Origin of the sequence: Chondromyces crocatus, from assembly GCF_001189295.1 — a bacterium.
GTDB classification, from domain to species: domain Bacteria; phylum Myxococcota_A; class Polyangia; order Polyangiales; family Polyangiaceae; genus Chondromyces; species Chondromyces crocatus.
The window spans coordinates 5,420,150-5,446,884 of sequence record NZ_CP012159.1 but is presented as its reverse complement, the minus strand read 5'-3'; the positions used below and the strand labels follow the sequence as shown (position 1 = coordinate 5,446,884).

Here is a 26,735-nt window from a genome sequence, read left to right as displayed (position 1 = left end):
AGGGGCGAGCCGAGAATCACGCCATAAGAATCATACGGGCACGCAGCCGCTCGCATTCTAGACAGTCGACTCTCATCCCCAAATCGCTCGAAGCGGTTCCCAGCCTACTCGTTTTCGGTAGTTTCGACACTGCTGATATCGACACTTTGGTTTTCGTAGAGAGGACCAACTCCAAATCGCTCGAACACGAATTCGATTTTGCACCACTTCCATGCATTCATGCCGCAATGGCATGCAGCCGAAACAATCGCCAAGTCTTGCCACTAGCTTGACGTCAGAGCACCGCGCCCGCTCTGCGTACGAAACGATGTTCTGCTCAATTCAACCCCCAACGACCCACGCATCCGGAGGAGTATCCACCAATGCCTTACACAACGAAGCTACCTGACCTCACTGGCGTCCGCGGAACTCATTACACCAAGGAGTCGAATTTTCTTTATTACGTCAGGAGCAATGGCTCTTCTGGCGAAGTCTATCGACTTCCCCTTCACCCTTCCACGCTGGTCGCGGAGGGATTCGGCATCACGTTCACAAGTGGCTCGGTGAACCTGAACAGCCATGGCGCCGTCGACATTCAACGCCAGCCGGGTTTCCAGTTCAAGGGAATGAACAATGCTCGGGTCGCCAAGCTGACCGATGTCAACGCTCTGAGCGCGATCACAAGCGACCAGATGCTCAGCGTGAACTGGTCCTCGATTACCAACAACAACATCGTCACCATCGACACCGACAATGGTGTCGTAAAGGACACGTTCTATGTCGTGAGAATTCCCACTACCATCGGTACTATCAATGCCTTCAACTACGCCAAGGTCCGCGTATACTCGAGCAGTGGAGTCGTTCGGATCGACTGGGCCACGCTACTGTTCGGAGCAAACCCAATCCGGGTCAGCCCCAACTATGACGATCCACGCGACATCGTCGTTTCTGAGTACGAGTCGGACATCTACATTTCCGGCGTGTCACCAAGCGGCGGCTATGTCGCCCGGTTCACTCGTCTCGTGGGTGGTCCATACCCCCAGTACACACTGTCGCCCATTTACGTCAATGTCGATCCGCTCGACGAGCCTCAGCAACTCACAGTCGAGGGGAGCTTCGTTTACGTGGTGGACAAGACGTCCGTCTGGCGGTGCGATCCTTCCCAAGGCATCCAGGAGGAGCTGGTGTCGGGACTCTCAGGAGGCATCGGGCTGCTGCTCGAGACGCGTGACAGCGTCCTCCGCGCATACATCATCGACGGCGCGGGCGACATACGCATCGTGAGCCTATCCGACTATGCCAGCTTCCCGCTCCCAGCCCCCCCTCCAGTGTATTCCATTGGTGCTGCGCCGGGTTTCATGAGCTGGGCCGACGAAGAGCATACAGCAATCTACGTCACGGATCGGTCCAGCAACCGGGTCCTGCGCCTCGATCTGGCATCGGGAGACGTAGTTCCGGAGACGTCCACGCCTCCGATCCCTTGGAGCGTGGAGGTTATTTCGCCTAATGACATCTACATCGCCAGCGACTCCGAGATCGGACTTTACTCACGCTCTCTCACAGTCACCAGCGTGCTACCACTTGGGATTGGAGTGATCCCATTCCAATACATCAACAATTCAGAAGCCAACCCTTCGTCACCGGCGCCTGACGACGGCAAGGTGAACACCAGCTCAGCACCTGGCTACTACTTCTCGCAATACCCGAACCTGCCCCTCGGGGGGAATTTGAGCCTGATGATCAACCACGAACTCGCGTGGAACAGCGCCATTCGGTTCTACCGAGTCTCCCTGCGCAAAGTGGAGAGCTTGCAGGGGCGAACGATCACCAGTTCGTTCACGGATTTGATCTGGAACTCGAACTTCGTTCCGCCCCGCTTCGAGCCCACTGTGACCGCGGCAACGAACAACGCTTACCCAATCCGCAATCCCAATGAACTCTGGTTCAGTCCCTACCTCGGCACCATCATTGCCACCAACACCAGCGACAATGGTCACAACGTGCTCAAGATCGAGTTCCTCAATGCGAACATGCAGGTGGTTCCCAATGGCACGTTCGAAAGGCTCATCCTCATCGACAACACCCGGTATGGTGGCCGGCTGGAGTTCCCGCGGGTCGGCTCGAACACCGCCGCTCCGGCGGCGAACGTCTACCCGAATCCTGCGACGAACTGCGGCTGCGTGTCGTTCGACACCAAGAACGATCTGGTCGAGATCGATTTCGGCGCGTGGCAGCCACAGGCCGCAGGGGAATACACGCTGAGCGTCTCCAAAGGCGGCAAGGCGCTGCCGCTGCTGAAAGAGACGGGGTCCGTTACGCCTTCCCCCACGCTCCACCAGAAAACCAAGACGAGCGCCAACAAACCCATTCGCGTCGGCCATCTCGTCGAGGACTGCGACGTCGCAAACATCGTCATTTCCCTGAGCGTCCCCTCACGCGTGATCGACGGATTCGGATGGGTGAACCTGTCGGCAAACTTCAGCCGGAGCTTCACCCTGATCAAGGGCGCGGTGACGCACTCGGCCTGGCAGGAGCCGTGAGCCCTCCCCGCGACGTGCCTCTCCCATCCTGAAAGCGCATGAAGGGAGACACAGTGCTCCCTTCATGCCCCTCTCCCTCAAGGGCCGATTGACAGCCACCAGAAGCCTCTCCTAACCTCCATCGTTGGCTGGACCACCTGTACCGCAAGCCCCCGCGCAGCGAAGGAGTGCGACGATGAAGTTCACGCGCAAGGACATCTCCGAGCTGCTCGCCGAGGTCGGCGGCGACCGTGACGTCTTCGGCCATGCCACCACCTCCACGTTCGGTCCCGGCACTCTCACCCTGACCACGAGCGGGCCTTGCACATTTTGGTCGGGCGGCGGCGTGGCCCTCTGCTCCGAGGATGGCGCGTCGTGCGCTACCCCTGGGGACAACAATCCCTGCGCAAACCCGAACCCGACCCCACGTTGCTGAGTAGCGGTTCGCTCCTCTCCTGAGTACGCCGCCCTTGGGTGACGCTGCGCTGACCCTCGTCCTCAACACCCACATGCCGTGGGTGCTCGGTCGTGCCCCTCTTTTCGACCAACCCGAGAGCTGGCTCTTCGAGGCCATCACCGAAACCTACATCCCCCTGTTCCAGATGCTTTCCCGCTGGGACCCCCGACGGTTTCCGGGGAAGCTCGTGCTGTCCTTGACGCCGTGCCTTGCGCGCCAGCTCTGCGACGCCCGCGAACGCTATCTCGGCTACCTTCGCGTCCTCCACGCCATTGCCCGCGCGGAAGTCGAGCGCACCGCAAGTCGCGAGGAATTCAATCGCTTTCAAAAGCACCCTCAGCAGCTTTCCACGGAGGAGCTACGCTGCCTCCAGCATTCGGCCAGCTTCTACGTCCAGCGCATCGAGGACAGTCTCGCCTTCATCGCGCAGCATGATTTCGCCGACGTACTCCGGTCGCTGGCATGCATCGACGGCCTGGAACTCTGGACCTCGTCCCCACACCACAACTACCTGCCTTTTTTCAGCGCCAAGACAGCCGATCGGTTCGTTGCCCGCGGCGTGGAGGAGTTTTCAGAGATCTTCGGCCGCCATCCAGATGGCTTCTGGTTGCCGGAGTGCGCCTTTTACCCGGGAATCGAACGCTCCCTCGTCCGCCATGGCGTACCGCGGACCGCCCTCAGCCTGCATGCAATTGGCAGCTACGCCCCCACGAGTGTGAGCGGGATCTACCGCGCCGGCGCGCTCGACGTGCTCATCCACGACTTCCGGATCGCGTTACACCTCTGGAAAGCCCCGAGCGAGACCTTGCCAGCGCACCCGCTCTACCGTGAGTTCTTTCGCGACCTCGGTTTCGATGTGGTGCCTGAGTATTTCGATCGACTCGGCATCGAGATACCTGCCCATCGACGGGGACATTGCTGGACAGGCATCAAGTACCATGCCGTGAGCGGCGCGGAGGTGTCTCTGGGTGACAAGCGCCTTTACGACCCAGAGGCGGCACGCGCGCAAGCGCGTCATCACGTCCCCGAGTTCTGGGACCTTCTCGACCGTCACCGGCCATGGGTTCACGACCATAGGACCTTCGTCCTGGCCTTCGACACCGAGCTTTTCGGACACTGGTGGCACGAGGGGATCCCTTGGCTCGAAGGCATACTCGATGCTGCGCCAGAACCTGCCACACCCGTCGCTGAAACGCCCAGCGAGCCTGCCACCCTCCCCATGGTGCCGCGGCTCCATTACTCCACGTGGGGGCAGGACTTCTACAGCGAGCACTGGCTCACGCGCGACAATTGCTGGATGTATGCGCTCGTCAAGCTGGTCGAGTCTCAGCTCGACGCGCACGCCGATCCCGCGCTGTTCCGGAGCTTCGAGCGCCTGAGCGCTAGCGACTACCTCTTCATGTATCCCGATCCCTCGCAGCAGGCGTCCACCCGAGGGCTGTTCCTGGAACTCTTCACGGCGACCATCGAACAGATGGACATGCACGCCTCGGAAGTCGTCACGGCATTTCCGGTCGATCCCTTCAAACACCTGCTCGTGTACGTGACCCGGCGTGTTCCGGAGCCTACTCCCTCGTTCCATCTCCATCTGGCCCTGCCGGAGGGGAGCAAGGCGACTCCCCGGCAGGTGACCCTCGAACCGGAGCACCACAGCGCTGCGGGATACCAGATCTACTTCCAGTACTTCCCTCTGCGGCCCAGAAGCCGGTACGAACTCCGTATCGACGGCACGGAGCAAAGGTGCACGATCGACACGCCGGACTTCGGGATCCCTTTGCTCATCGGGACCGACCTGCGGCCAGTCCCCAAGTACAATCACGAGAAGCTGTACCGGAAGGTTGCGGCCATCTGGGAAGAGGATCCGAGCGCTCCCGTCCGGACCCGCCCGTCGCGTCGGAGCCACCAAGTGTACACGCGCGAGGCGCTCGCCCCCGTCCTCGGCGGCAGATCGGCCGCGGTGTTCAAGTACAACAAGGAGGGCTACGCTCTGCTGCGCTTCCGGGACCTGGCTCTTGCCACCCCTACCATCGTCTTCGACGACGGCCTCGCCGCGCAAGAGTCGGCCGCGTACATGGGTGGCGACGACACCTCCATCCCGGTCAGCGCCTCCTTGGAGGACATCGCGCTGCGTTCGTTCGACGCGGTGATCCTGACCTGTTCGCTCAACTTCGCGTCCGAGACGGCGTACGTACGCGCGCTCCTCGACGAGGCCGTAGGCCGCCACATCCCCGTAGTCTCGCTCTACGACGACATCCTCCATTACGACCTGCTCGACATGAGCGTCGATACTTCGGCGTTCCATCGGATCGCCATCCCCGAAGGCGAGCCAGCCACCGCTCTGCGCGCAGAGCCCTACCACGTCGCGAACCTGCTTGGAGTCTTCGGCACGGACACCGTGCAAGGGAAGTTCACGACCCAGATCTACCTGCGCGAGGCATTGCGGCAGCACCTCCGCGTCAAGCACCTCGCCACCGAACCCACAGGCCTCCTCCTCGGGGCCGACATCGCATACTCGCGCATCCTGGGCATCGACCTCACGCAACGCCTTTCCGTGGAGCGCGGGCTGATGCTCGGCCTCTCGCGCACGAGCGATCTGGTAATCACCGGCGGTCAGAACGCCATGCTCTTCGCCCCTCCGGGCTACAACCGCGCGGACAATGCGTCGACCTACATATATGAAACCTTCCTGCCGCCCCTCATCGTACTGACGGTCGCCATCGAGACCGAGCCCGCAGCCGTGCTCGAGACCATGGCCTACCTGCGCGATCTCGCTGAGCGCCACGGCGTCCGCTGCGAGGTGATCGGACTGGCCATGATGGGCGGACGCAAGCTCCACGGGGGGCGGTGGACCGAGACCTACTTCCTCGGCGTCCGCGAGGAGATCCTGGAAGCCGCGCGGCGCCGGCTCGAACGGGCGACTGGCCTCTCCATCTACGCGATCCCCGAAGAGACGCAGCACCTCGCCCGCGCGGTCCTCGGGCGTCTGTGACATGTCCATCAAGGCCTCCGAGCCGCCGGTCCGACCGACACGACACGCAATCTTCCGTCAGCTCGCGGCACTGATTCTGCTGCTGCGGCCGTACTGGTGGTCACTCATCAAAGGGGCGCTGCTCGGGCCTGCCATCGGCCTGACGAGCATGGCCGCCCCATATCTGACCAAGCTGCTCTTCGACGACGTCGCGGTCAGCCATGACGTGGGCTTGATGAAGGTTCTCGTCGCTGGCATCTTCGCCGCGTCCCTGGCGGCGCTGCTCGCCGAGTCACTCCTCGGCTATTACTCCTCGTACCTCCACATCAAGATCGAGAACACCGCCGTTCTCCACCTGTTCAACCACCTCCAGCACCTCCCTGACGCATTCTTCTACCGCCGCCAGAGCGGCGACATCCTGAGCCGGTTTCAGGACATGAAGAGCGGGTTGGCCATCGTCGCGAGCCTGCTGCGCCTGCTCTTCGGGCAGGGGATCTACGTGCTCCTCGTGCCCCCCTTCCTGATCGCCTTGCAATGGAAGCTCGCGCTCGTCGCGGTGGTGACAGTCCCGCTCACTGCGCTGATCCCGCTCACGAGCGGGCGCATCCTCGGCGGGGTGTGGGAAGAGACGGTGCGCGCCTATGCCGATTTCGAGTCTCTCCAGGTCGAGACCCTGCGGCAGATCCGCACCCACAAGACGCTCGCCCTGGAGCGCTTTGCCTTCGTGCGCGCGCGGGCGCAGGTGGACACCATTCTGGCTGCGCACCTGCGCACCCAGACCACGGAGACGGGCCTGCGCGTCGTCGAGCGCGTGCTGGATGCCACAGGCATGGCGCTCTTCACCTGGCTCGGCTGGCGTCTGATCCTCGCGGGGGAGATGAGCCTGGGCGATTACGTGGCCTTCGTCGCGTACGTCGGCTATCTGCGCGGGCCATTCATCGATGCGGTCGGGTTCCTCTTCAGCCTTCAGCAACGGGCGGTGAACCTGCACCGGGTGTTCGAGCACCTCGATCACCCGCCGGAGCAGGACCCGGCGGGGGCGATGCAGGCGCGGGAAGTCGTGACGAAGCGGCTCCTCGGACGGATCCGGCTGGAAGGCGTATCCTTCGGCTACACGGCCGGAGCGCCGGTGCTCGCGAACGTGGACGCCAGCGTAGAACCGGGGAGGGTCATCGCCGTGGTCGGACCGAGCGGCTCGGGGAAGACGACGCTCCTGCGGCTGCTGTTGCGGCTCGAAGACCCGCAGCAGGGGCGGGTGCTCTTTGATGGGCGGGATGCGCGGGACATCCCCCTGTCAGACCTGCGGCGGCAGATCGCGGTGGTGTGGCAGGATGTCGAACTCTACCGCGGCACCCTGCGCCACAACCTGGAGATCGGGCTCGACGGAGTCACGGACGCGGCGCTGGAGGACGTGGTGCGCCGCTCGGGGCTGGAGTCGGTGGTGGCCAGCGCGCCGAAGGGCTACGAGACGATGGTGGCGGAGTGGGGCGCGAGCCTGTCCGGTGGGCAGCGGCAGCGGCTGGCCATCGGGCGGGCACTCCTGCGTGAGGCGCCGATCCTGCTGCTCGACGAGGCCACCTCCAACATCGATGTGGAGACGGAGGCGCTCATCGTCGGTCAGCTCTTCGATCAGGCGCGGAGGCGGGGGAAGACGGTACTCTTCGTGACCCACCGGTTGAGCAACGCGGCGCTGGCCGATGAGGTCTGGGTGGTCAGCGAAGGGTGCGTCGAGGCTCGGGGAACGCATCCGGAGTTGCTCCAGACTTCGCCCCTGTACCAGCGGCTGCACCGCCTCTCGACGGGCACCGCTTCTCTCGCGGGGGACGAGATGCCGGAGGAACGCGTCGCATGAAGTCGCCTTCTCGGGCCGACGTCGCACGGAAGCGGGCGTCGATGTTGCCGGTGCTCGCGGATCCAAAGCATCCGGGAGTTCTGCTGGTCCGCCATGTGGGGATTGCCATTATCGCGCTGCTGGCCGCAATGGGCTCACTGGTGTTCTTCCTCGGCTCTACAGTGCGTCTCACCATTGCGATCCACGCTCAAGGGCTCATCGAGGGTGGCGCCGCGGCGTGTACCGACGGTGTGGAGCGTCAGCCGCGCATGCCAGCACCGGAAGGAGAAAGCCCGGGGAAGCGATGGTGCGCCCGACTCTGGGTCGACGACGCGGTCCGCGAGCGCCTCTCCGCCGGAGCGCCGGTGAAGTTGCGGGTGCCGCCCCAAGGGCTGACGCTTCACGGGCAGATCGCTGGCTTTGCAGAGGAGACCGGGGGAGCCGTTGGCTCCGAGGAGCAAGCCGCCCCTGTCCATCGCGTCGTCGTAGAGGCGGCTCCCGAGCGAGATGATGCCGTCGTCGGCATCCTGCTCCAGCATGACAGCGCGCGCCCCGTGGATGCCGACATCACCCTGGGATCGATGACCGCGAAGGACTACCTCGTGGAGAGCCTGACCGGGTGGCTGTACCGGCGCGATTCCCGAGGCGCACAGGCTCGGACCAGCGAAGGCCCCCGGTGAGGATCGGCGTGGTCGACAGCGGGGTGGCGCGGGAGTTCTTGCGGCGACACCCGCTCCCGCTCGTGAGAGGCGCCAGCTTCACCCTGGAGGCGGCAACAGGGCACCTCGAAGCCCGCGTGTACGGTCGGGAGGAGATCTTGGCGTGGCAGCGCGGTGGGGCAGAGATCGAGCTGAACGACACACACGGGCACGGCACGGCCATTCTGAGCATCCTCCACGACCAGGCCCGCCCCGCTGCCGACGTCGAGCTCTACGTGGCCAGAATGCTCGATGAGCACCTGCGAGGATCCTCGATATGCTTCGTCGAAGCGCTCACGTGGTTGGTCGACGATGAGAGTGTCGATCTGGTGAACCTGAGCCTCGGGACGGCCAACATGGCGCTGGCGGACAGGATGCAGGGGCTGATCAACCGGGCGGTAGCGCGCGGCGTGACGCTCGTGTGTGCTGCTGGCGGCGTACCCACGTGGCCAGCGCAGCTCGAAGGGGTCGTCGCCGTCGCCGATGGAGCGCTGGCGAGGAGCGCGGGGGCCGACATCAAGATCGACCATGTGCGCACGGAGCACGCGGTGCGCATCTACGAGAAGGGTCGGTGGGTGGAGCGGCCCATGACGACCAGCTATGCATGCGCTGCGGCGGCCGCCCAAGTGATTCGGGGTGAGCCGCTGTAGTAGCATCACGCCGGTTGCCCCTCCACGTCGACAGCAAAGTGCCATGTTCACAGCATCGGCGACACGGCGATGGCGATGTCATCCTCAAGGCGCACAAGGACCGGCATCAGAAGATGGTGACGTTGTCGATCCTGAAGGTGGTAATGGCGGCGCTGTCGGTGGTGGCGCGAAACTGCAGACGTACTGGCTGCCCCGCATAAGGCGCTAGATTGAACGGGCCACGCTGGAGGTAAGCGCCGTTGGGCCCCTTGTCGAGGTTGCTGAACGTGGCGAGCGTCGTGAGCAGGTTGCCGCTGACACTGCGCAGCTCGACGTAGAGCATGTCCCGCTGCTGCGTGGGCGTGCTATCGTCGGAGTTGACGTTGAGCCCGAAGCTCAAGCTGGGGAGGCCTCCCGTCGGGAGGGAGATGAGCTGGGACGTGCTCCCGGAGGCATTGTTGAGACCCCCGAGAAAATTGTATCCCGCGCCGGAGCCGGGGAAACAGGCGGCAGAGGTGGTGAAGTACGAGTTGCCAGAGAGTACCCAAGGGCTGGAGGTCGACTCGAAGCCGCTGTTGTTCACCAGGTTGCCGCAGTTGACGCTCACATTGTCGATGCGGAAGGTGGTGAGCTTGATGTCGTCGGTGGTGGCGCGGAACTGCAGGCGCACCGTCTGTCCCGCATAGGGCGCTAGATTGAACGGACCGCGCTGGACGTAGACGCCGTCTAGACCCCTGTCGCGATCGCTGTACGTGGCCAGCGTGGTGAGCAGGTTGCCGCTGGTGTCACGCAGCTCGACCCAGAGGCGGTCATGCTCCAGCGTGCCCCAGCCACTCTCGTCGGAGTTGACGTTGAGCCCGAAGCTCAGGACAGGGCTGCCGCCCGTAGGGATGGAGATCGTCTGGTAGGTGCTCCCGGAGGCGAAGTTGACGCCTCCGAGATAATTGTAGCCAGCGCCCGAGCCTGGGTAGCACGCGGGGGAGGTGGTGAAATACGAGTTGCCCGAGAGCACCCAGGGGTGGGGCGTCACCTCGAAGCCGCCATTGGAGACAGATTCTCCGCAAGGAACGCTGACGCTGGGGTTACCGTTGTAAATGACCAGCGCGAAGTCCTGATCCGTGCTGTCGCCATGCCCGGGTACACCGTCGCCGGCAATGTTGGCCGCCCGCACCTTGACGGTGAAGTTCCCCGTGAGGCCCGCCGGCAGGAAAACCGATTCGACGTTGTTATGGGCGTCCGCCGTACCGCCGCTCGTGGAGCTTGCACCCGAGAACACGTTACCGCGGTAGGTGACGCCTCCGACGGTCACCTCGAGGTCCAGGTTGTTGACGCCGGGAGGAGCGCCGTTCGTGGGACCGGGCGCATCGGTCCAGGCCAGGGTAACCCGGAGGGGCTGGCTCGCAGAGGCGATCACGCCCGTGGAGGTAAAGATCTCGCCAGTAGCGCCGAGAAGATGCGTCTGATCGACGAGGATTCGTGGGGTGGCGTCGAAGGCGCGCCCGAGATTCACCCGGCCCATACCCTGGCTGTTCGAGGGCAAGGTATCACCCGCACCTGCTCCGCTCAGGTAGGCCGCCGCGTTCATGAGGTACGCCTTGACCATGGCTGGGCTGGGGGCTGGTCGTCCCTTGTTGAGGAAGTGCTGGTAGACGAGCGCGGCGCTACCTGCCACCGATGCGCTCGCGTGCGATGTGCCGCTCGACCAGTTGTAGAGCGTCTGTCCGGGAGGCCAGTTCAGATTGCCGCAGGTGCTCGCTCCATCGTAATCCGATTGAGGGACCCCAGCCTGGATGTGCGTGCCAGGAGCGACGAGATCGGGCTTGGTCCGGAGATCTCCGCTGATGGCAGCGACTGGACCGCGGCTGGAAAACTCGATGATGTCGTTGGCGCTGTCCGCGCCGTCATCATCGATGGACGAAACGCAGGCATCCGCGCCCCCAGAGCGCACATTCTCGCTGGCCCCCACCGTGATCACGTTCTTGGCCGTGCCGGGGCTGCCAATCGTGCCCGCCATGGCTCCGTCGTTGCCAGCAGCGAAGACGATGATGAGCGGCTGCAGCCCGGGGGTGTCGCTCTGTGCATCGCGTACGAGGCGGTCGTACTCCTGGGCGTACGCATCGTAGGTGGTACCGCTCATTCCACCCCACGCATTCGTGGAGACACGGGCTCCCTGGGCATAAGCTGCGGACTCCCAGAGGGTTGGGTTGGTCGCAAAAAAGAAGTCTCCGAAGATGGCGGTAACGCCGACCCGCGCCCAGGGAGCGATGCCGAGGCCGAGGTTGTAGCCGCTGGCATCTTCGTATGGTGCTCCGGCCTGATTGTTGAAGCCGGCGACGATGTGTGCGTTGAGGAATCCATGGCCCCCCTGCGGGCCTGGCTGGAATGTGGGGTTGTTCTCGAAAGCAATGCGCGCAGCAGGCAGATCAGGATGACCTGCGAGCGAATAGGCATCGTCAACGACATTGACCGAGAAGGAGGTGAACTGCGCGCTGGAGAAGCCGCGATTCGCGAGCCAGGCCAGATATCCGGGACCGCTGGGTTCATTGCCCGCCAGGTTCCCGGCCAGGATCTGTCCCTGCCTCTCGTCGAGAGGCTGGATGGGATTGCGCAATTCGACGTTGTAGACGTCAGGCATCTGCGCGATCTCCGTGAGCCTGGAAGGTGACGCCGAGATCCTCGCGTTCCACAGGTTCCCCACGTGGTGGACCTGGACGCGCTCCAGCGCAATCCTCCCAAGGTCGCGAATGACGCTTTGCACGTCGGGGCTGTCGACCACCTGCACGGTGAGATCCAGGTTTCGATCTGGAGGCGCGTCACGCAAGGAGCGAACTTCGGGGCTCAGACGGAACGCCGGTGCATAATCCCCGACGAACTGCACGTGATGTTGCTGCGAGATATCGACGAGACGGGCAAAATTTCGCGCATCGACGCGCACGACGTAAGCGTTCTCAGGCTGATAACTGACGACTTCGATCCCGTCGGAGCAGAGTTCGTCCACCCAGGAGGACTGAATGGGACCGATGAACTGGACGAGATAGAGTCCGGCCTGGCGATCACGCAGCGGATCTAGAGCAGCGGGTTCGTTGAGCGCACGAAGGTCGGCTGGGAGCCGTTCGTAAACCTCGTGGGGGCGGCGGGTATCGAGGGTGTAACCGTGGAGCTTGATGTAGTCGAAGTCGTCCCGCAGCGCGCCATAGGACTCTCCGAGCGACTGGGTTGCTTGCCTCGTATCGAGAATTACGAGGTGAAAGCTGCCGTAGTCCACCGCCTCGACCAAGACCTCCTGCTCGCGCAGGCGCTCCAGGGTGGCGGCGGCACCGACTTCGATGATGCGCTTCTCGTAATGTACCGAGGCGTTCCGGAGAGCGCGCGGATCGGCATGCTGACTTGGAGAGGTTTGAGCGGGTGGCGCCTCAGCCTCCCCGCAGGCGACCAGCGCACTCGAGCCAACGACCACTCCGAGGGTGCGAAACATAGAGCAGACGTTCATGCACCACCTCACAGGCGATCACAGAAGGTCGGTCAGGCGGCGCTCTCACGGTGCTTCCTGGGCCATGAGCGCCAGGTGCGCCAGCATACCAGAACAGTCCCTCCCGGTACATACTCGACCCACGGCTGCCACAGCGGCTCGTCTTCATGGTCCACGTTGGCTCGTAACGCGGTCTCAGCATGAAGAAGGAGTGATGAGAAGGGACGCAACCAGCCTTAGGGCAGCTGCGCGTAGCGGAGTCGGCTCGTCCTCAAACAAGCACACCAACCGTCGCACGCTGTCAGAATCAAAAGAAAATCTCGGGTGCGGTTCGGGCATATGCCAGTGGCCCCTGAGCACCAAAACAGTACGACGTGCGCGTCATACGACGCAGCGATGATGTTCGCAGGCGTACTTGCGAAGTCCCCCCAGCCTCGCCTCTAGAATGTGTACTGGGCCGTTTTCACACGACGGGTGAGAGCATAAGGGGCTGGACGGCCCCTCACGGCTTCTTCACCCCCGCCATGAACGCCTCGAAGGCCTGCGCGTGGTCCGGGTGCCAGCGGGACAGCGCCGGCCGGTTCTTGATCAGATCATCCGCCGCCCACTGGATCCGCCGCTCGTCCATCTCCCGCGTCACCGCATTGTCGGGACACAGGATGTAGAACTCCCCGCGGCCCATCGCCTCCAGCAGCAGATCCACCACCTGATCGGCAGTCCACGCCGCCTCGGGCTTCTCCGTCCGACCCGTCATCCCGGTGAACGTGTAGCCGGGCACCAGCAGGTGCGTCGTCACCTGGCAGCCCGCGAGGCCCCGCAGATCGTGGGCGAGCTGCTCGGTCAGCACCTTCACCCCGGCCTTGGAGATGTTGTACGCGGTGTCGCCCGGCGGCGTGGTGATGCCTTGCTTCGAGCCGGTGTTGACGATGGCGGCCGGCGTCCCCTGCGCGGTCATCGCCTCGGTGAAGGCTTGCACGCCGTGGATGACGCCCCAGAGGTTCACCTCGATCAGCCGGCGCCAGCGCTCGGGGCTCTCCCACAGCTTGCCGCCTCCGCCGATGGCGGCGTTGTTCATCAGCACCGCGACCTCGCCGAAGGCGCCGTACGCGGCTTCCTTCAAGCGCTGGACGTCGTCGAGGCGCGCCACGTCGGTGGGCACGGCGCGCACGTCGGCCTCACCGCCGGGGGCAAGGGCGGCGACGCTGCGGGCGGCGGTGTCGAGGGCGGGTCCTTCGAGATCGGCGAGGCAGACCTTGAGGCCCAGGCGGGCGAAGCGCTGGGCGGCGGCGAGGCCGATGCCGCTGGCGGCGCCGGTCACCACGGCGACACGGCCGGGGGTCAATGCGGGGTGTTGGGTCATGGCCGACCCTGCGCCGAAGGGCGGGATGGCGCAAGCGTCCGTCGGCGGGCCGGGTGGGGGTGGTTGGAAGGAGAGCACCTGGGAACGGTCCGGAAAGCCTTCGCTGATGCCGTAACGAAGGGGGGGAACGGTCCGGAGGACCTTTGCTGGTGCAGTAACGGCAGCAGGGAGCGGTCCGGAGCGCCTTTGCTGGTCCAGTATCCGTAGGGGGGAACGGTCCGGAGGACCTTTGCTGGTGCAGCAACGGCAGCAGGGAACGGTCCAGAGGGCCTTTGCTGGTGCAGTAACGGCAGCGGGGAACGCTCCGGACCGTCTTCGCTGATGCAGTAACGGCAGCAGGGAACGGTCCGGAGCGCCTTCGCTGGTGCAGTGAAGGCAGCGGGGAACGGTCCAGAGTGTCTTCGCTCGTTCGTCGAAGTAAGAAAAACAACAATTCTGATGCGAACCCATCCCTGGTGAAGGGGTGGGCCGTCCTCTTCGACGCGCTGGCGCTGGGGGTCGATGCTGTGTGGATCGAGGACACGCAGCCCTCGGCACCGGCAAGCGCACCGCGTCTCGCCTCCCTGCCAGGCCGCTGCGCCACGGCGATGTCCATACGGTCGGGCTCGCCGTCAGCGCTCCTTGGAAGACGGCCTTGGTCCAGCCTTCGATGCTGCAGTCGGTGTCGGAGCGAGCCGAGAGCGTCGGTCCACCAGGTCCGGGTGGCCATCGTGCGGCGCGGAGCGCTCTTTCAGGGCAGCCGGCCGGGATGCAGCGCGGTGAGGGCGGCGTCGATGTCCAGCTCCAGGGTGACCGGGTGGTCGTGGTCGAAGGTCTGGAGGTAACGATCCCAGTCGCATGGCGCGGTGGCAGCGAAATGGACCCCTTGCGGCGAGGCCGTCAGACGGAAGACGAGAGCGCACACCTCTTGACCGTTCGGGTAGAGGGTGACGGCGCGGCCGAGCAGGTGGGACACGACTTCGTCGAGCGAGCGCAGATCGACGGTGACCTCGGCGCCGAGCAGCGCTTCAGGGGCGTGCGGGCCAGGGGTGATGGTGCCGGCCAGCCAGAGCGTCTCGCCAGCGTGGTCGAGTGCGAGGTTCCAGTCGGCCTCGGCGGCAGCGCCGTGGTAGATGGTGAGGGACGCTTTGCGCAGCGTCCAGCTCTGGTCACCGAGCTGGAGACGGCTCATGCGCCCGCCGTGACACGGGGCTGGCCCGTGAGGTCATGGGGCCGGTTCCGCTCGGCGAGGAGGACGGCCGGGCCGCTCGTGCCGCCTCCGCTCAGGAAACCCGGTTCGTGGGTGATGCCTCGTCGGCGCAGCACGGATCTCCTCGTCGAGGGTGAATAGGGTGGACACCGTACCTGGAGCTCGAGCCCAGGAACAACGGGACGCCGGCCAAGGTTCAACGACCGACTGGAGGAGGGAGCGACCATCGCCACCACACGCCGCCGCGGTCCCACGCTCGATGACGCGATCCTCCGCGCCGCCGCGGAGGTCCTCGCCGAGCACGGGTACGGGCCCCTGCTGGGCGCACGACCGGGCCAGCGAGCGGTCAGGTCGCGCACGAGGTACGGATGACGCACGCGGAGAACCTGGCGGTGCACGTCGCGGAGACCATGGTCTGGTGGACGCTGGAGAAGCCTCTGGTGGTTCAGCCAGGCGGTAACGTCCAGCGCCGTGGCCGGCTCGTGGTCGACGAGGAGGGTGCGGTCCACGAGCCAGGACCCGCCGTCCGGGCGCTGGTCGAGCGGCGCACCGCGCTGCTGGAGCAAGCCGGATGGCCTGGATCCTGGCGGTCGACGTGGCTGCCGGGGCGGTTCTTGCTGTTCCTGACGTCGCTGAACCTGGTGGATGGAGCCGCGAACGTCATGAGCGCCGGGTTCTACGGCGAGTTCAACTTCCCGCCCTGCGATCTCTGGGTGGAGTTCCTGGGAGAGATTCGTCTCGGCAACGGCAGCCGTGAGCAGGCGCTGCTGTCCTGGATTCCGGAGGCGTTCGTTCCTCTGGCGCAGCGAGGGATCGAGGTGAATCCCGAGGAGTGCCTCGGCTGGGTCGAGGATCTCGCGCCGCAGCTCCAGGGAGAGCTCACCGCGATCGTGGGTGGTTGAGGGGCAGCGGCTTCCTGGAGAGCTGCACCGGGAGCTGCCCCTGAAGGAGAGCACCGCAGCGCCCTCGAGGTGAACACCGTGGCTCCCTGAAGGTGGGCACCGCGGCTACGGCGAGCAGCCCTGGATGCAGGCCTGGAAGGCCGACTGACAGGCCGCGGGATCCTTCACCTGCGGGAGGCCTGCGTCGGAGAAGCTCGGGGTGAGGCAGCTCGTGAGGGCGGGCTGGCATTTGTCGGAGCAGGCCTTGATCTTCGCGGCGGTGTCGGTGGACGCCGTCCCGCTGCCAGCGTCAGGCGTCGTGCCGGCGTCGGGCGGCGTGGTCCCGGCGTCGGGCGGCGTGGTCGTGGTCGTCGTTGTGGTGGTGGTCGTGGTGGTCGTCGTGCCCGTGGTGGTCACGGTGACCGCGGGCGGGATGACCGGGATGGCACCCGCGGCCGTGGCGACCGGGGCCTGGTCTGCGCCGACGGGCGGGGTGGTGGTGGTCGTGGTCGTCGTCGCGGGGGCGTCGTCCCGGGAAGCATCTTGGGTCGAGCAGCCGGCGACGAACCACGGGGCCATGAAGACTGCGAGGCATTCGCGGATGCGCATGTCCAACGCATGCGCTCACGGCGAGGCAGACGCAAGCGGGAGGCTCCGCACGGGCGTCGGGGGATCCCGGGAGGCACGGTGGCTGGCAGGAAAGCGTGGCCCTCGCCGCACGCATCAAGGGAGGCGCAGCGTCGATCCCCCATCAAGGCAGGTGTGGCGTTGATGCCCCATCAAGGGAGGCGCGGCTTTCGACGCCTGAACGCGACGGTCGATCCTTCCTTCGTGGCGACGCCGACGCGCTCCCAGCGGTGGGCTTCGGCGTTCAGTGCGGTGCGCGCCGCGCTGCCGTCTGCGACGACGACCCAAGTGGGCTTCAGGGTGTCGAGGCGGGAGAGGAAGCTGGCCACGTCGTCGTAACGGACGTGCTCGACGCGGTTCGACATGGCGTGGTTCCAGAGGACGCCAGGAAAGGCGAGGTCCTGGGTGAAGACGACGAGCGTGCCCGGGCCCAGCTCTTGTTCGCGCGCGCGGGCGACGTCGGGGGGCATCTGGAAGGTGGCGACGTTCATGCTGGCGCGCTCTTCCGGGGTGCTGCGGAGGAGGTCCGGGAGGTGGCGGGGTTCGAGGTCGAGGCCGAAGAACCAGCCGGTCCAGAGCCAGGGGAGGAGGGTCAAGGTGAGGGTGGCGGCAATGGCGCCTTCGTGGAGTCGCCATCGGGTGCGGCGGCGGCCAGCCCAGGCGGCGATGGTGACCATGGCGATGGCGACGAGATGGCCGTTGTAGCGGGCGATGGCCAGGCTGGGGGAGGCCACGAGGAGGGCGGCGCCGAGGGCGATGACGAGGAGCAGGTTGTCCGTGCGGGGTTCGGGGGAACGGGTGAGGCGCGCGCGAAGGGCGGTGAGGAGGGTGGCGAGGAGCGCGAGGAGCGCGAGGGGGACGACGATCCAGGGGACGCCGTGACCGTAGTCGTGGACGAGGGCGTCGGCGATGCCCGGGATGGGGCGGCCGTACTTGAGCTGGATGAGGTCGCGGAGGGAGAGCTTCGGGCTGAGCTCGTCGAGGGTGACGAGGCCAGGCCAGTCGATGTGGAGCGCTGGGTTTTCGTAGCTGACGGGCCAGAGGGGGTTGCCGAAGGCGGTCCAGTTGCGGGCGAAGGTGAGCGCGGCGGTGCCGAGGAGGAAGGCGGCGCTGGCGAGGAGGAGGCCGAGCGCGGGGGCGAGGCGTGTGCGGGCATGGTGGAGGAAGAGGCGGCCGAAGAGGACGAGGGCGACGGGTGGGGCCCAGGCGAGGCCGGTGCTCTTGGAGGCGAGGAGCAAGGCGAGGCAGAGGACGCAAGCGGCAGCGTCGCGGAAGCGAAGCGTGGGGCGGGTGGCGTGGTGGACGGCGGCGAGGAGGAAGAAGGTGACCTGCACGTCGATCAGCGAGGTGCGCAGCTGGGTGAGCATGGCCGGCATGAGCAGGAGGGCGGCGGACCAGCCCATGGCGGAGACGCGATCGGAGGTGTAGCGGCGCGCGAGGACGAACGTGACGAGCATCAAGCCGGGCGCGGCGGCGGTGTTGCCGATCTCGATGAGGGTGCGATCGGTGAAGAGGACGAACCAGAGGGCGAAGGCTTCGCACGCGCGGGGGTAGCCGTTGGCGGCCTGGACGACCATGTGCGGGGGGAGGTCGACCATGCGGAAGCCGTGGTGCTGGAGGGCAAAGCCGATGATCGGCTCGTGGTAGAAGAAGCCGTCCCACGACTCGGAGGGGGCGAGGTACGTGAGCCACGCGGAGAAGGCGATGGCGAGCGCTGCGACGGCGAGGCCGAGGGCGGTGAAGCTCCTCTCGCGCAGGGCGCGGGCGATGGCGACGAAGGGGAGGCCGGCGAGCGCGAGGGCGGCGCGGGCGAGCGTGGTGGCGTGCGCGTGGAGACCGCTGGCGCTGCGATCGGGGGCGGTGGCGAGGAGGGTGCTGAGGGAGAGGAGGAGTGAGGTGATGGCGAGGGGGATCGGGCGGAGCGCGTGGGTGTAGCCCAGGGCGAAGACGGGTGTGACGATCAGGGCGAAGAAGGTGGCGGTGAAGAGGACGCCGGTCTCTGCGCGTCCCGCTGGCTCTGCGCGCAGGGAGAGGGCGAGGGCGGCGAGCGCTGCGAGGGTCGTGAGGGCGAGGAGAAGCAGCCAGGAGCCCATCGGGGTCGCAGAATAGTCACGGAGCGGGTCGAGCAGGCCGGCAGGTTCGATCGAGGGCGAGACGATGCGTTCGCCGGTGCGCACCAGGAGGAAGAGGGCGTTTGCCAGGGCTCCTTGCAAACCGCGTCGAGGCGCTCCGACTGACCTGAAAACTCGTGCGGACTGCACTAGAGTGCCCGCGTGATCGCGCGTGCGCCTGGAAAACTCGTGCTGTCGGGGGCTTATGTGGTGCTGGAAGGAGCGCCTTCGCTGGTGGCGGCCGTCGACCGGTACGTGATCGCGGACACGCGCCGCGTGGGGGAGCGGCTCACGGAGGAGGTGCAGGCAGCGCAGGAGCTGGGGATGCTCGAGAGGGTCCCCTGGTTCGATGCGAGCGCGCTCCGCGCGGCGGTGCCCGGGGGCGGGAGCCGCAAGCTGGGGCTCGGGTCGAGCGCGGCGATCCTGGTGGCGTCACTGGCAGCGGCGCGGGCGGCGCGGGGTGAGGCGCTCGAGCAGGGGTCGCTGTTCGACGCGGCGCTGTGGGCGCATCGGGTGGCGCAAGGGGGTGGGAGCGGGCTCGATGTGGCGGCGAGCGTGTTCGGTGGGGTGATGCGCTGCACGCTGCGGCTCGGTGTTCCCGCCGCAGGTGGGCCTGGGCCGCGGGTCGAGGTGGCGCCGCACGCGCTGCCCGAGGGGGTGGTGTTCACCGTGCTCTCCAGCGCGTCGGAGGCGCGCACGTCGGCGATGCTGGCGCAGGTGCGGGCGTTCGCGGCGGTGGATCCAGCAGGGCACAGGTCGCTGCTCGGCGAGGTGGCGCGGGGGGCGGAAGCGGCTATCGAGGCACGGAGTGTGCGGGCGCTGGTGGAAGCGCTGGAGCGTCAGGCGCGCGCGTTCGAGGTGCTGGGAGAGCGCGCGGGGGCACCGATCGTGACGCCCGCGGTCCGGGCGCTGCGTCCGGTGGCCGCGGCCGAAGGGGCTGTGGCGTTGCCGAGCGGGGCGGGCGGTGGTGACGTCACGCTGCTCGTGGGGGAAGAGGCGCCGTCACGCGCGCTCCTCGCTCGGGCGATCGAGCTGGGGTTGAGTCCGGAGCCGATGCGGGTGGGAGCGCGGGGCGTTCAGCTCGACGACGGAGGCTGAGAGAGCGCTCGCGGCGTGCGCCTCGGCGACGGCGGCACTCGGCTGCACGAAGCAGAGGCTGCACGAAGCAGAGGCTGCACGAAGCAGGGGCAGCGCGTCCGGGGCGAGTGCGGCTGGACGCGCAGCGCCGGGGGGACGCAGCGAACCGCGCGTCGTCGAGCTGGCGCGCGCGTTCGTTCCAGTAGGAACGAGCTGGGCTGCGCGGTGCCGGAGGGGCGCTGGCACGGCGCCCGCTCTGGGGTGGAGAGGGGTGCGTCACAGGGGCGCCGTCAGCACATCGGGTGAGGAGGGGGGAACAGATGACGCGGAGTGACGGACGGCACAGCCACGCCGAGGACGTGATGTTCGCGACCCTGACCGACACGCGGCTGGCGCTCGACCCCGATGTCCGGAAGGCCTTGCTGCAGATGCGCAGCCGTCGCCGCACGCCGCTGCTCTACATGAGGTGGGCGCTGACCCATCCGTGCAATTTGCTCCTGCTCCTGGGCGTGCTCCTCGTGGCATTCATCGGGTGGAGCTTGCCCGTCCTGATGGTGGGGCTCGCGCTGGAGGGCCTGCTGATCGGGCTCGCCCCCTGGGCGAAGGGAATCAGGAGCCGGCTCGACGGTCACCTCGATCTGCTGGATCGGGCGACGACGGACCAGGCGCGCGATGCGCTGGTGCAGCAGATGGAACCGCGTCATCAGCAGGAGTTCTGCAAGATGGAGCGGCTCCTGGAGCGGACGCGAGAGAACCTTTCGCGGCGCGCCGGAGGGGCCCTCGGGCCAGGGCAGATGCCGGACGGGTCGCGGCTGACGGCGAGCTACATCCGGCTGGCGATCGCGCACCGGGCCGGGCAAGAGTCGCTGGCGCTCACGAGCTTCCACGAGCTGATGGAGACGATCCGGTCCCTGGAGACGGTGAGGATGTCCTCCACCGACCGGATGCGGGAGCTGTCGGAGCGTCGGCTGTCGGTGGCTTACCGGCGCATCGCCTGCTGGTGCAGCACGCGCGAGGGGATGGACGCGATCGGCCAGCAACTGGCGACGATCGTGGAGCTGGCTCAGCTGATGCACGAGCAGTCGCTGGCGCCGGACGAGACGCCGATCGAGGGGGCAGAGATCGACCGGTTCATCCGCGAGCTGGAGGAGAGCGAGGGCGCGCTGCGTGAACTGGCGTCGCTGTCGTCGGAGGAGGTTCCTCAGGTGCGGGCATGTCCGCCGACGGTCCGCGTGGCAGCGCCGGCGCCGCTGGAGGCAGCGCTGGAAGAGGTGATGGCGCTGGAAGAGGCGTGCAACGACGAGAGGCTGAAGAAAGAAGGGAGCGTGGGGGTGTTCATGCGCGCGCGGCGGCAGCACGTGGTCCAGCCCTGAGGCGCGAGGCGCGAGGCGCTAGCCGCGAGGCGCGATACGCACGGCGCGCTGGTGGGGTGGGGCTTTCCGGACAGGTGAGCTGGCCCGCCAGGGGGTGCTGAGCGCGCAGACGGGCGGCGGTCTGACGGCCGCTGCCTGGAAACGCCACGGAGTCTCCAAGAAAACACCTCGCTGCTGCGCTATACGGGGCCAGCGATGAGTGTCTCCACTTCCCAGCTCCCCGGTTTCCGCACGATGACCCTGGAGCAGCGTCTGCGCTGCCTGGCCGAGACCCTGGGGCGTGAGCCCGGCGATTTCGCGACGGCGCTCGCCAACGCGGGGCTGGAGGAGGCCACGGCGAACGCGATGGTGGAGAACGCCATCGGGGTGCTGGGGCTGCCGTTCGGGGTGGCGCTCAACTTCCAGGTGAACGGGCGCGATGTGCTGGTGCCGATGGCGACGGAGGAGCCGAGCGTGATCGCGGCGGCGTCGCACGCTGCAAAACGCACGCGGGCCGGCGGTGGGTTCGAGGCATCGGTGGATCGGTCGATCATGGCGGCGCAGATCGAGGTCCACGATGTGTCCGAGCCCGAGGAGGCGCTGGGGCGGCTGCGGGAGGCGCAAGCGGAGCTGCTGGGGCGGGCGAACGAGGTGGCGAAGGGGCTGGTGGAACGCGGGGGCGGGGCGACGGAGCTGGAGTTCCGCGCGCTGGGCGACGGGTTCCTGGTGGTGCACGTGCTGGTGGACTGCTGTGACGCGATGGGGGCGAATCTGCTGAACGGGATCGCCGAGGCGCTGGGGCCGCGGGTGGCAGAGCTCGCGGGGGGGACGCTGGGGCTGCGGATCCTGTCGAACTACTGCGATCGGCGCTGTGTGCGGGTCCGGGCGCGGGTGCCGTTCGAGGCCCTCGGGTGCAGCAGGGCCGCGGGGGATGTTGCGGCGCACGGGGTCGCGTCGGCGTCGCGCTTCGCCGAGCTGGATGTGTACCGGGCGGTGACCCACAACAAGGGGGTCATGAACGGGGTGGACGCGGTGGCGCTGGCGACCGGGAACGATACGCGGGCGATCGAGGCGGCAGCCCACGCGTACGCGGCGCGGAGTGGGGTCTACAAGCCGCTGGCGACGTGGCGGCTCGCGGGCGGGGAACTCGTGGGAGAGCTGGAGATGCCGCTGTCGGTGGGGGTCGTGGGCGGGGCGCTGCGGGCACACCGTGGGGCGCGGCTGGCGCTGGAGCTGATCGGGACGCGGTCGGCCGGGGAGCTGGCGATGGTGATGGGTGCAGCAGGACTGGCAACGAACCTGGCCGCGCTGCGCGCGCTGTCGACGGAGGGGATCCAGCGGGGTCACATGTCCCTCCATCACCGGGCGTCGACGGGTAGGATCACGCCGTGACGGGTTGCTCCTCGCGCGGGCCACGGTCCAGGTCTTCCTGGGGAAGCGGGCTTCACTGCGCCATCGGCGTGGCAGGAGCGCTGGTCGCGGTGGGCTGCGCGGCGCCGACGGTGACCCGGTCGATCGGTGGGGAGCTGATCGAGGGGCGCTTCATCTCGCCGTACGCGTACACGCTCTATGCGATCGGGGCGAACGCCGAGGCGCGAGGGGAGTTCTCCGAGGCGCTCGAAGCGTTCAGTCGGGCGGAGCGCGCCGACGCGGGGAGCGCGGAGATCTGGACGCGGATCGGTGCGCTGCGGTGCCGTCTGGGGGGCGACGCCGAGGCTGCGTTCGAGAAGGCAATGGGGCGCGATGCGCGTTACGAGCCGCTGTGGCGAGAGCGGGCACGGTGCGCTCGGGAGGGGGGTCGGTTCGCGCAGGCGCTGGGGTTCGCGGAGCAGGCGGTGGCGCTCGATCCGGATCAGGAAGAAGCGTGGCTGCTGCTGGTGGAGCTGCTGGAGAAGCAGGGGCGCGGTGATGAGGCGCGGAGAGCGCTGAGGGGGTGGACCGTGCGGCACCCGCGCTCGGTGACGGGATGGGTCGCCCTGTCGGAGCTCGCGCGGAGGCAGGGGGACGAGGTGGAGGCGACGCTCGCGGCGCGACGGGCAGCGGCGCTGTCACCGCGTCATGCGGGCGGGTTCGCGCAGGAGCTGCCGGGGTTCGCGCCGCTGCTCCAGGTGGATGCGGCGCTGGAGCGCGGGGATCTGGAGGAGGCGCGGCGCTGCGCTCGCAAGGCGCGGCTGTCGCCTGCGGAGCTGTCGGTCCGCGCGGCGGCGCTGGGTCGGACCGCCGAGGCACACGCGCAGGCGGAGCTGGTGCTCGGGGCCGATCCGGCCAGCGGTTCGGCGCGGATTGCGCTGGCCGTGGCCTCGGATCTGGTCGGCGATGAAGCGGGACTCCGCGAGGCGTGGAGGGGGATGCCGGGAGCTGGAGAGGTCCTCACGCCCCCGTCGACGCTGGCGAGGTTGCTGTTCGCCGAGCTGCTCGCGCGTCGGGTGGACGGCGAGGCGGCGAAGGCGTGGCTGGGGCCGGTGCCCGAGGGGTCGGGGGATGCGCTGACGGTGGGTGTGGCGGAGCGGGTGCGACGGCGGCTTGCTGGGCAAGGCATCCGGAGCGCCGCCGGCGGAAGTTAGAGTCGAGCACCGACCCCCTCGGGCCGAACTCGCCGCCGAGCTGGCCAGAGAGACGCGAGCCTCCGAACTCAGTCCTTCGCGCCGAGGTGCTCGAGACGCAGCCCCGCGGGGTACTGGTAGCCAGCGCGTGTACCGTACCCCTGGACCTGGATGCTGATCGGTTCGGAGGCCTCCACCACGTGCATGCCGGCTTGCCCGGCACCGAGCAGGGCGCGCGCGACGCCGAAGTCGTCGTTGATCGGCGTGACGACGGCGTGCACGGGAGCGCCGTCGATGGTCACCGTGGCCCCCAGGGGCTGCACGATGTTGGCGTAGACGACGTCGTACCCCGCCGGCGTGAAGAAGCTGTGGCGTGCGCGGTACTGCTCCACCGGGATCACCGCGCTCTGCGTCGGGCCTCCTGGTGCGTCTTCCGGGTCCAGCTCCGAACGCACGAGCGAGAACATGGAGATGCCGAACGCGTGGTCGCCGCTCACCTCGAAGTCGTCGCTGACGAGCCCGAGCTCGACCATGTCTCCTGCATCGAGGGAAGAGGGAGCATTGGGGGGCGTGATCCCGGTGAAGGTGAGCTTGGTGTCGTCGACATGGCCATAGAGGCGCACGATGTGGCTCGCAGGCTCTCCGTCAGGTCGGACGGGGACAGGGACGACGTAGCGGCGACCGAAGGTCTCGGCGGGGAGGACGACCTCTTCGATGTGGCTGCAGCCGAACTCCTCGATGGGGATCATGGTGCACGGGAGGCCAGCGAGGACCTGTACGGGTTTGTTTGCGCTCACCAAGCTGCCGCTGAAGTCGGAGGTGGGCGTCCCGAGGATCTGCGCCACCTCGCCCAGCTGCAGCGTGAGCGAGATGGATCCGCCAGGGCCCGCAGCGAGGATGTCGTTCCCAACGGCGATGTGGCCGGTGCTGGACAGGCGGATGCTGACCAGGGTGCTCGCCTCCGTCGCAGTGACGGTCAGGTAGGGCGCCGTGTTGTAGAGGATGTTGCCGTTGTAGCCGGTAATCCGGTAGCTCCCGGTGAGGGAGCTGGTCGGGAGCAGCAGGGACGCCTCGTTCGAGTACGAGAAACAAGGGGTCCCGGAGCAGCCCATGTTGTCCGCTGGCGGGCACGCGCTCCAGTCCTTCCCTTCAGGGCCAGCGGCAGGGCCGGGTTGGACCGCGCTGAGCTGGTAGACGCTGACGGGGCGGGAGCTGATCAGGTGGTAGGCCCCGTTCTGCGCCCGGTGGCTCTGGCTCGCTGGCGTCATGTTGGTGCACGAGTTCCAGTCATCGCCCTTGAGCGCTGGAAGCCAGGGCAGATAGAGGGTGCGCGATGAGCGGGGCGGGAGCAGCTCGGTGCTCACCTCGTGTCCGCCACGGGTCACCTTCACGAAGGCTTCCTCGTCCGTCACGTTGACGACACCCACGCCGAAGTCGAAGACGCTCCAGACCGGGTTGGGCCCAACCGTCGGCCAGAATTCGCATCCCATGTGAGAAGGCGCTTTCTCGGCCTCCTCACAGGTCGTCGGCTCGCGAGCAGCTGCACCGCCGCCATCCGAGGAGTCCCCTCCCCCGCCATCCCCCGAAGCCCCGCCTCCTTCACCGCCTCCACCCTGCCCGGGTAGGACCCGGTTGTCTCCGAGACAGGCTCCCGCTGCTGCGACGGTCGCAGCCGTCAGGAGCCAACCGAGAAGAGCAAGCGATCGCGGCATGCGAGGATTATCGCCCTTTTGAGCGTTCGTCACAGGAAGAACCTCGAAGGCGCAGGCTTTTGACGCGCATCGATGTCCGGCCCGGCTGCTCCTCGCGCAGGTCAGGGGACGAAATCACGCAGGGTCGGTGAGGGAAGCGTCAGCGGGCAGAGGTGTCGCACAGGGTATGGATTCGTGGGCCGTCAGCGCGGCGTGACGACTACTTTTTCTTCTGTCGTGCGTTCCACTTGTCGAGATCGAAGGTGAGCTCGAGATCGAGTTTGTTCTCGCCCTCCTTGATGACGATCTCCTTCTGCGTCTCGTCGTTGAGCACCGGCAGGTAGGCAACAGCGGTGACATTACCGACCGGGATCCCCGAGATCTCGTAGGTGCCGTCGAGCTCGGTCACGTCGTGGGTGGCATACTTGAGGACGAAGACGTCCGACGTCATGAACGGCTTCGGCATCTGGTCACGAAGCATGTAGTGGCCAGCCTGGGGCGGGTAGAGCTTCACGGAGTCCCCTCGCGGGATGGCCACCAGCACCGCGTGCGTACGGGCGCCGTCGAGGTAGGGCATGTAGCTTTCGATGACGTCCAGGTTCGAGACCTCGATCCGCTGGCCGAAGGTGGCAGCGACGGTCCTGCGAGCGAAGGCGCAACCGTGGATGGTGATCTTCGCGGCCTTCTCTTTCGCGGGGACGTAGCCGCTGTACCCGATCACGCTCACGAGCGCGTCGGCGAGGGTATTGTCCTGGCCCACGCGGAACAGGCGCCCGTACGTCGCCGCAGCCTCACCGCATTTGCCCACGGGATAGGTGTGCGGCGTCTCCGGCGGCGGTGAGCCCTTGATGGTGACCCGTCCTTTGAGGGTGCCCGTCGGCCCGCTGTAAGGCGCTTCGTTCTTCGGGTTCACCACCTTGCTGATCACGTCGGGCGCGAGCGGGATCTCGGCGAGCGAGGTGGCCGATGCCGATGCGGAAGAGGCGACGGCTGCAGGAGGCGCAACGGAAGCCGAGGGAGAGGTCGCTTCGCCGGGAGCTGTGTCCTTGCCTTTGCCTTCGCACGCGACGAGCCCCGCGAAGAGAAGGGCGGCACCGCCGAGATGAAGCGCGTTCCTCGAACGTGCCGACCTGCTCCCGCTTTCGTGATGATGGCTGCGCATGCTCATGGGGGTGGTTCCTCGCTGGCAACCTTTGGTCCACACCTGCGACCTTGGCTGCCGTGCCTCATCGAGGCACTGAAGGCGTCAACGCTGTTGGCACACTGCCAGGTGAGTTGGTCTTCACCGACGTGAGTGGCGACACCGCCGGAGCTGCGTCCCTCGGGAGGTGCCACCTGGAAGCATGGGGTTACC

Annotated in this window: 18 protein-coding genes; 11 read left to right on the top strand and 7 right to left on the bottom strand. The window is 66.9% G+C overall.

Features of this window, described 5'->3' with window-relative positions:
* Positions 1-362: 362 nt before the first annotated feature.
* The 6 genes from CMC5_RS20020 (at position 363) to CMC5_RS19995 (ending at position 9,102) form a co-directional block, all read left to right on the top strand.
* Positions 363-2,519 carry a hypothetical protein gene (locus CMC5_RS20020; RefSeq protein ID WP_156338738.1) on the top strand — a complete coding sequence of 719 codons (2,157 nt, stop codon included), beginning with the start codon at positions 363-365 and terminating at the stop codon, positions 2,517-2,519.
* A 175-nt stretch (positions 2,520-2,694) separates the two neighbouring features.
* Positions 2,695-2,934, top strand: coding sequence for a hypothetical protein (locus tag CMC5_RS20015; protein ID WP_050431917.1), 240 nt, complete (start codon positions 2,695-2,697; stop codon positions 2,932-2,934).
* Positions 2,935-2,968: 34 nt separating this feature from the next.
* On the top strand, positions 2,969-5,944 hold the full coding sequence (locus tag CMC5_RS20010; RefSeq protein WP_050431916.1) for a DUF1611 domain-containing protein: 2,976 nt from the start codon (positions 2,969-2,971) through the stop codon (positions 5,942-5,944).
* 1 nt (position 5,945) lies between these two features.
* A complete protein-coding gene (locus CMC5_RS20005) occupies positions 5,946-7,775 on the top strand; it encodes a peptidase domain-containing ABC transporter (RefSeq protein ID WP_050431915.1) in 1,830 nt (609 codons plus the stop codon).
* Positions 7,772-8,434 (top strand): hypothetical protein, encoded by a 663-nt coding sequence (locus CMC5_RS20000; protein WP_050431914.1) that lies wholly within the window; start codon positions 7,772-7,774, stop codon positions 8,432-8,434. The genes CMC5_RS20005 and CMC5_RS20000 overlap by 4 nt, the downstream gene beginning before the upstream one ends.
* Positions 8,435-8,442: 8 nt before the next feature.
* Positions 8,443-9,102: a S8 family serine peptidase gene (locus tag CMC5_RS19995; RefSeq protein WP_245678537.1), complete on the top strand. Its 660-nt coding sequence runs from the start codon at positions 8,443-8,445 to the stop codon at positions 9,100-9,102.
* Between the two features lie 106 nt (positions 9,103-9,208).
* On the opposite strand, the gene CMC5_RS19990 is transcribed toward CMC5_RS19995, so the two are convergent.
* The 3 genes from CMC5_RS19990 to CMC5_RS19980 all read right to left on the bottom strand — a co-directional run bounded on the left by CMC5_RS19990 (position 9,209) and on the right by CMC5_RS19980 (position 15,081).
* Complete coding sequence (locus CMC5_RS19990) at positions 9,209-12,571, bottom strand: S8 family serine peptidase (protein ID WP_082362635.1); 3,363 nt, start codon at positions 12,569-12,571, stop codon at positions 9,209-9,211.
* A gap of 481 nt (positions 12,572-13,052) precedes the next feature.
* Positions 13,053-13,910 (bottom strand): SDR family NAD(P)-dependent oxidoreductase, encoded by an 858-nt coding sequence (locus tag CMC5_RS19985; protein ID WP_050431911.1) that lies wholly within the window; start codon positions 13,908-13,910, stop codon positions 13,053-13,055.
* Positions 13,911-14,640: 730 nt separating this feature from the next.
* Positions 14,641-15,081, bottom strand: coding sequence for a hypothetical protein (locus CMC5_RS19980; protein WP_050431910.1), 441 nt, complete (start codon positions 15,079-15,081; stop codon positions 14,641-14,643).
* 386 nt (positions 15,082-15,467) lie between these two features.
* Between CMC5_RS19980 and CMC5_RS19975 the strand changes: the two genes are divergently transcribed.
* Positions 15,468-16,001, top strand: coding sequence for a hypothetical protein (locus CMC5_RS19975; protein ID WP_050431909.1), 534 nt, complete (start codon positions 15,468-15,470; stop codon positions 15,999-16,001).
* A gap of 105 nt (positions 16,002-16,106) precedes the next feature.
* Here the strand turns inward: CMC5_RS19975 and CMC5_RS19970 are convergent, their stop codons facing one another.
* Both CMC5_RS19970 and CMC5_RS19965 read right to left on the bottom strand, forming a co-directional pair.
* Positions 16,107-16,589, bottom strand: a complete 483-nt coding sequence (locus tag CMC5_RS19970; RefSeq protein ID WP_050431908.1) for a hypothetical protein — start codon at positions 16,587-16,589, stop codon at positions 16,107-16,109.
* Positions 16,590-16,759: 170 nt separating this feature from the next.
* Positions 16,760-18,820: a hypothetical protein gene (locus CMC5_RS19965; RefSeq protein ID WP_050431907.1), complete on the bottom strand. Its 2,061-nt coding sequence runs from the start codon at positions 18,818-18,820 to the stop codon at positions 16,760-16,762.
* Between the two features lie 60 nt (positions 18,821-18,880).
* Between CMC5_RS19965 and CMC5_RS19960 the strand changes: the two genes are divergently transcribed.
* The 4 genes from CMC5_RS19960 (at position 18,881) to CMC5_RS48580 (ending at position 23,711) form a co-directional block, all read left to right on the top strand.
* Positions 18,881-19,816 (top strand): mevalonate kinase family protein, encoded by a 936-nt coding sequence (locus tag CMC5_RS19960; protein ID WP_050431906.1) that lies wholly within the window; start codon positions 18,881-18,883, stop codon positions 19,814-19,816.
* A 299-nt stretch (positions 19,817-20,115) separates the two neighbouring features.
* Positions 20,116-21,168: a hypothetical protein gene (locus CMC5_RS19955; RefSeq protein ID WP_050431905.1), complete on the top strand. Its 1,053-nt coding sequence runs from the start codon at positions 20,116-20,118 to the stop codon at positions 21,166-21,168.
* 195 nt (positions 21,169-21,363) lie between these two features.
* Positions 21,364-22,539: a hydroxymethylglutaryl-CoA reductase, degradative gene (locus tag CMC5_RS19950; protein WP_082362634.1), complete on the top strand. Its 1,176-nt coding sequence runs from the start codon at positions 21,364-21,366 to the stop codon at positions 22,537-22,539.
* Positions 22,536-23,711, top strand: a complete 1,176-nt coding sequence (locus CMC5_RS48580) for a tetratricopeptide repeat protein (RefSeq protein ID WP_156338737.1) — start codon at positions 22,536-22,538, stop codon at positions 23,709-23,711. The genes CMC5_RS19950 and CMC5_RS48580 overlap by 4 nt, the downstream gene beginning before the upstream one ends.
* Before the next feature lie 68 nt (positions 23,712-23,779).
* Here CMC5_RS48580 and CMC5_RS19940 read toward each other — a convergent pair whose 3' ends face one another.
* Both CMC5_RS19940 and CMC5_RS19935 read right to left on the bottom strand, forming a co-directional pair.
* Entirely contained in the window at positions 23,780-25,180 is a 1,401-nt protein-coding gene (locus CMC5_RS19940; RefSeq protein WP_050431902.1) for an IgGFc-binding protein, read from the bottom strand.
* A 421-nt stretch (positions 25,181-25,601) separates the two neighbouring features.
* On the bottom strand, positions 25,602-26,549 hold the full coding sequence (locus tag CMC5_RS19935; RefSeq protein WP_050431901.1) for a hypothetical protein: 948 nt from the start codon (positions 26,547-26,549) through the stop codon (positions 25,602-25,604).
* Positions 26,550-26,735: the final 186 nt, after the last annotated feature.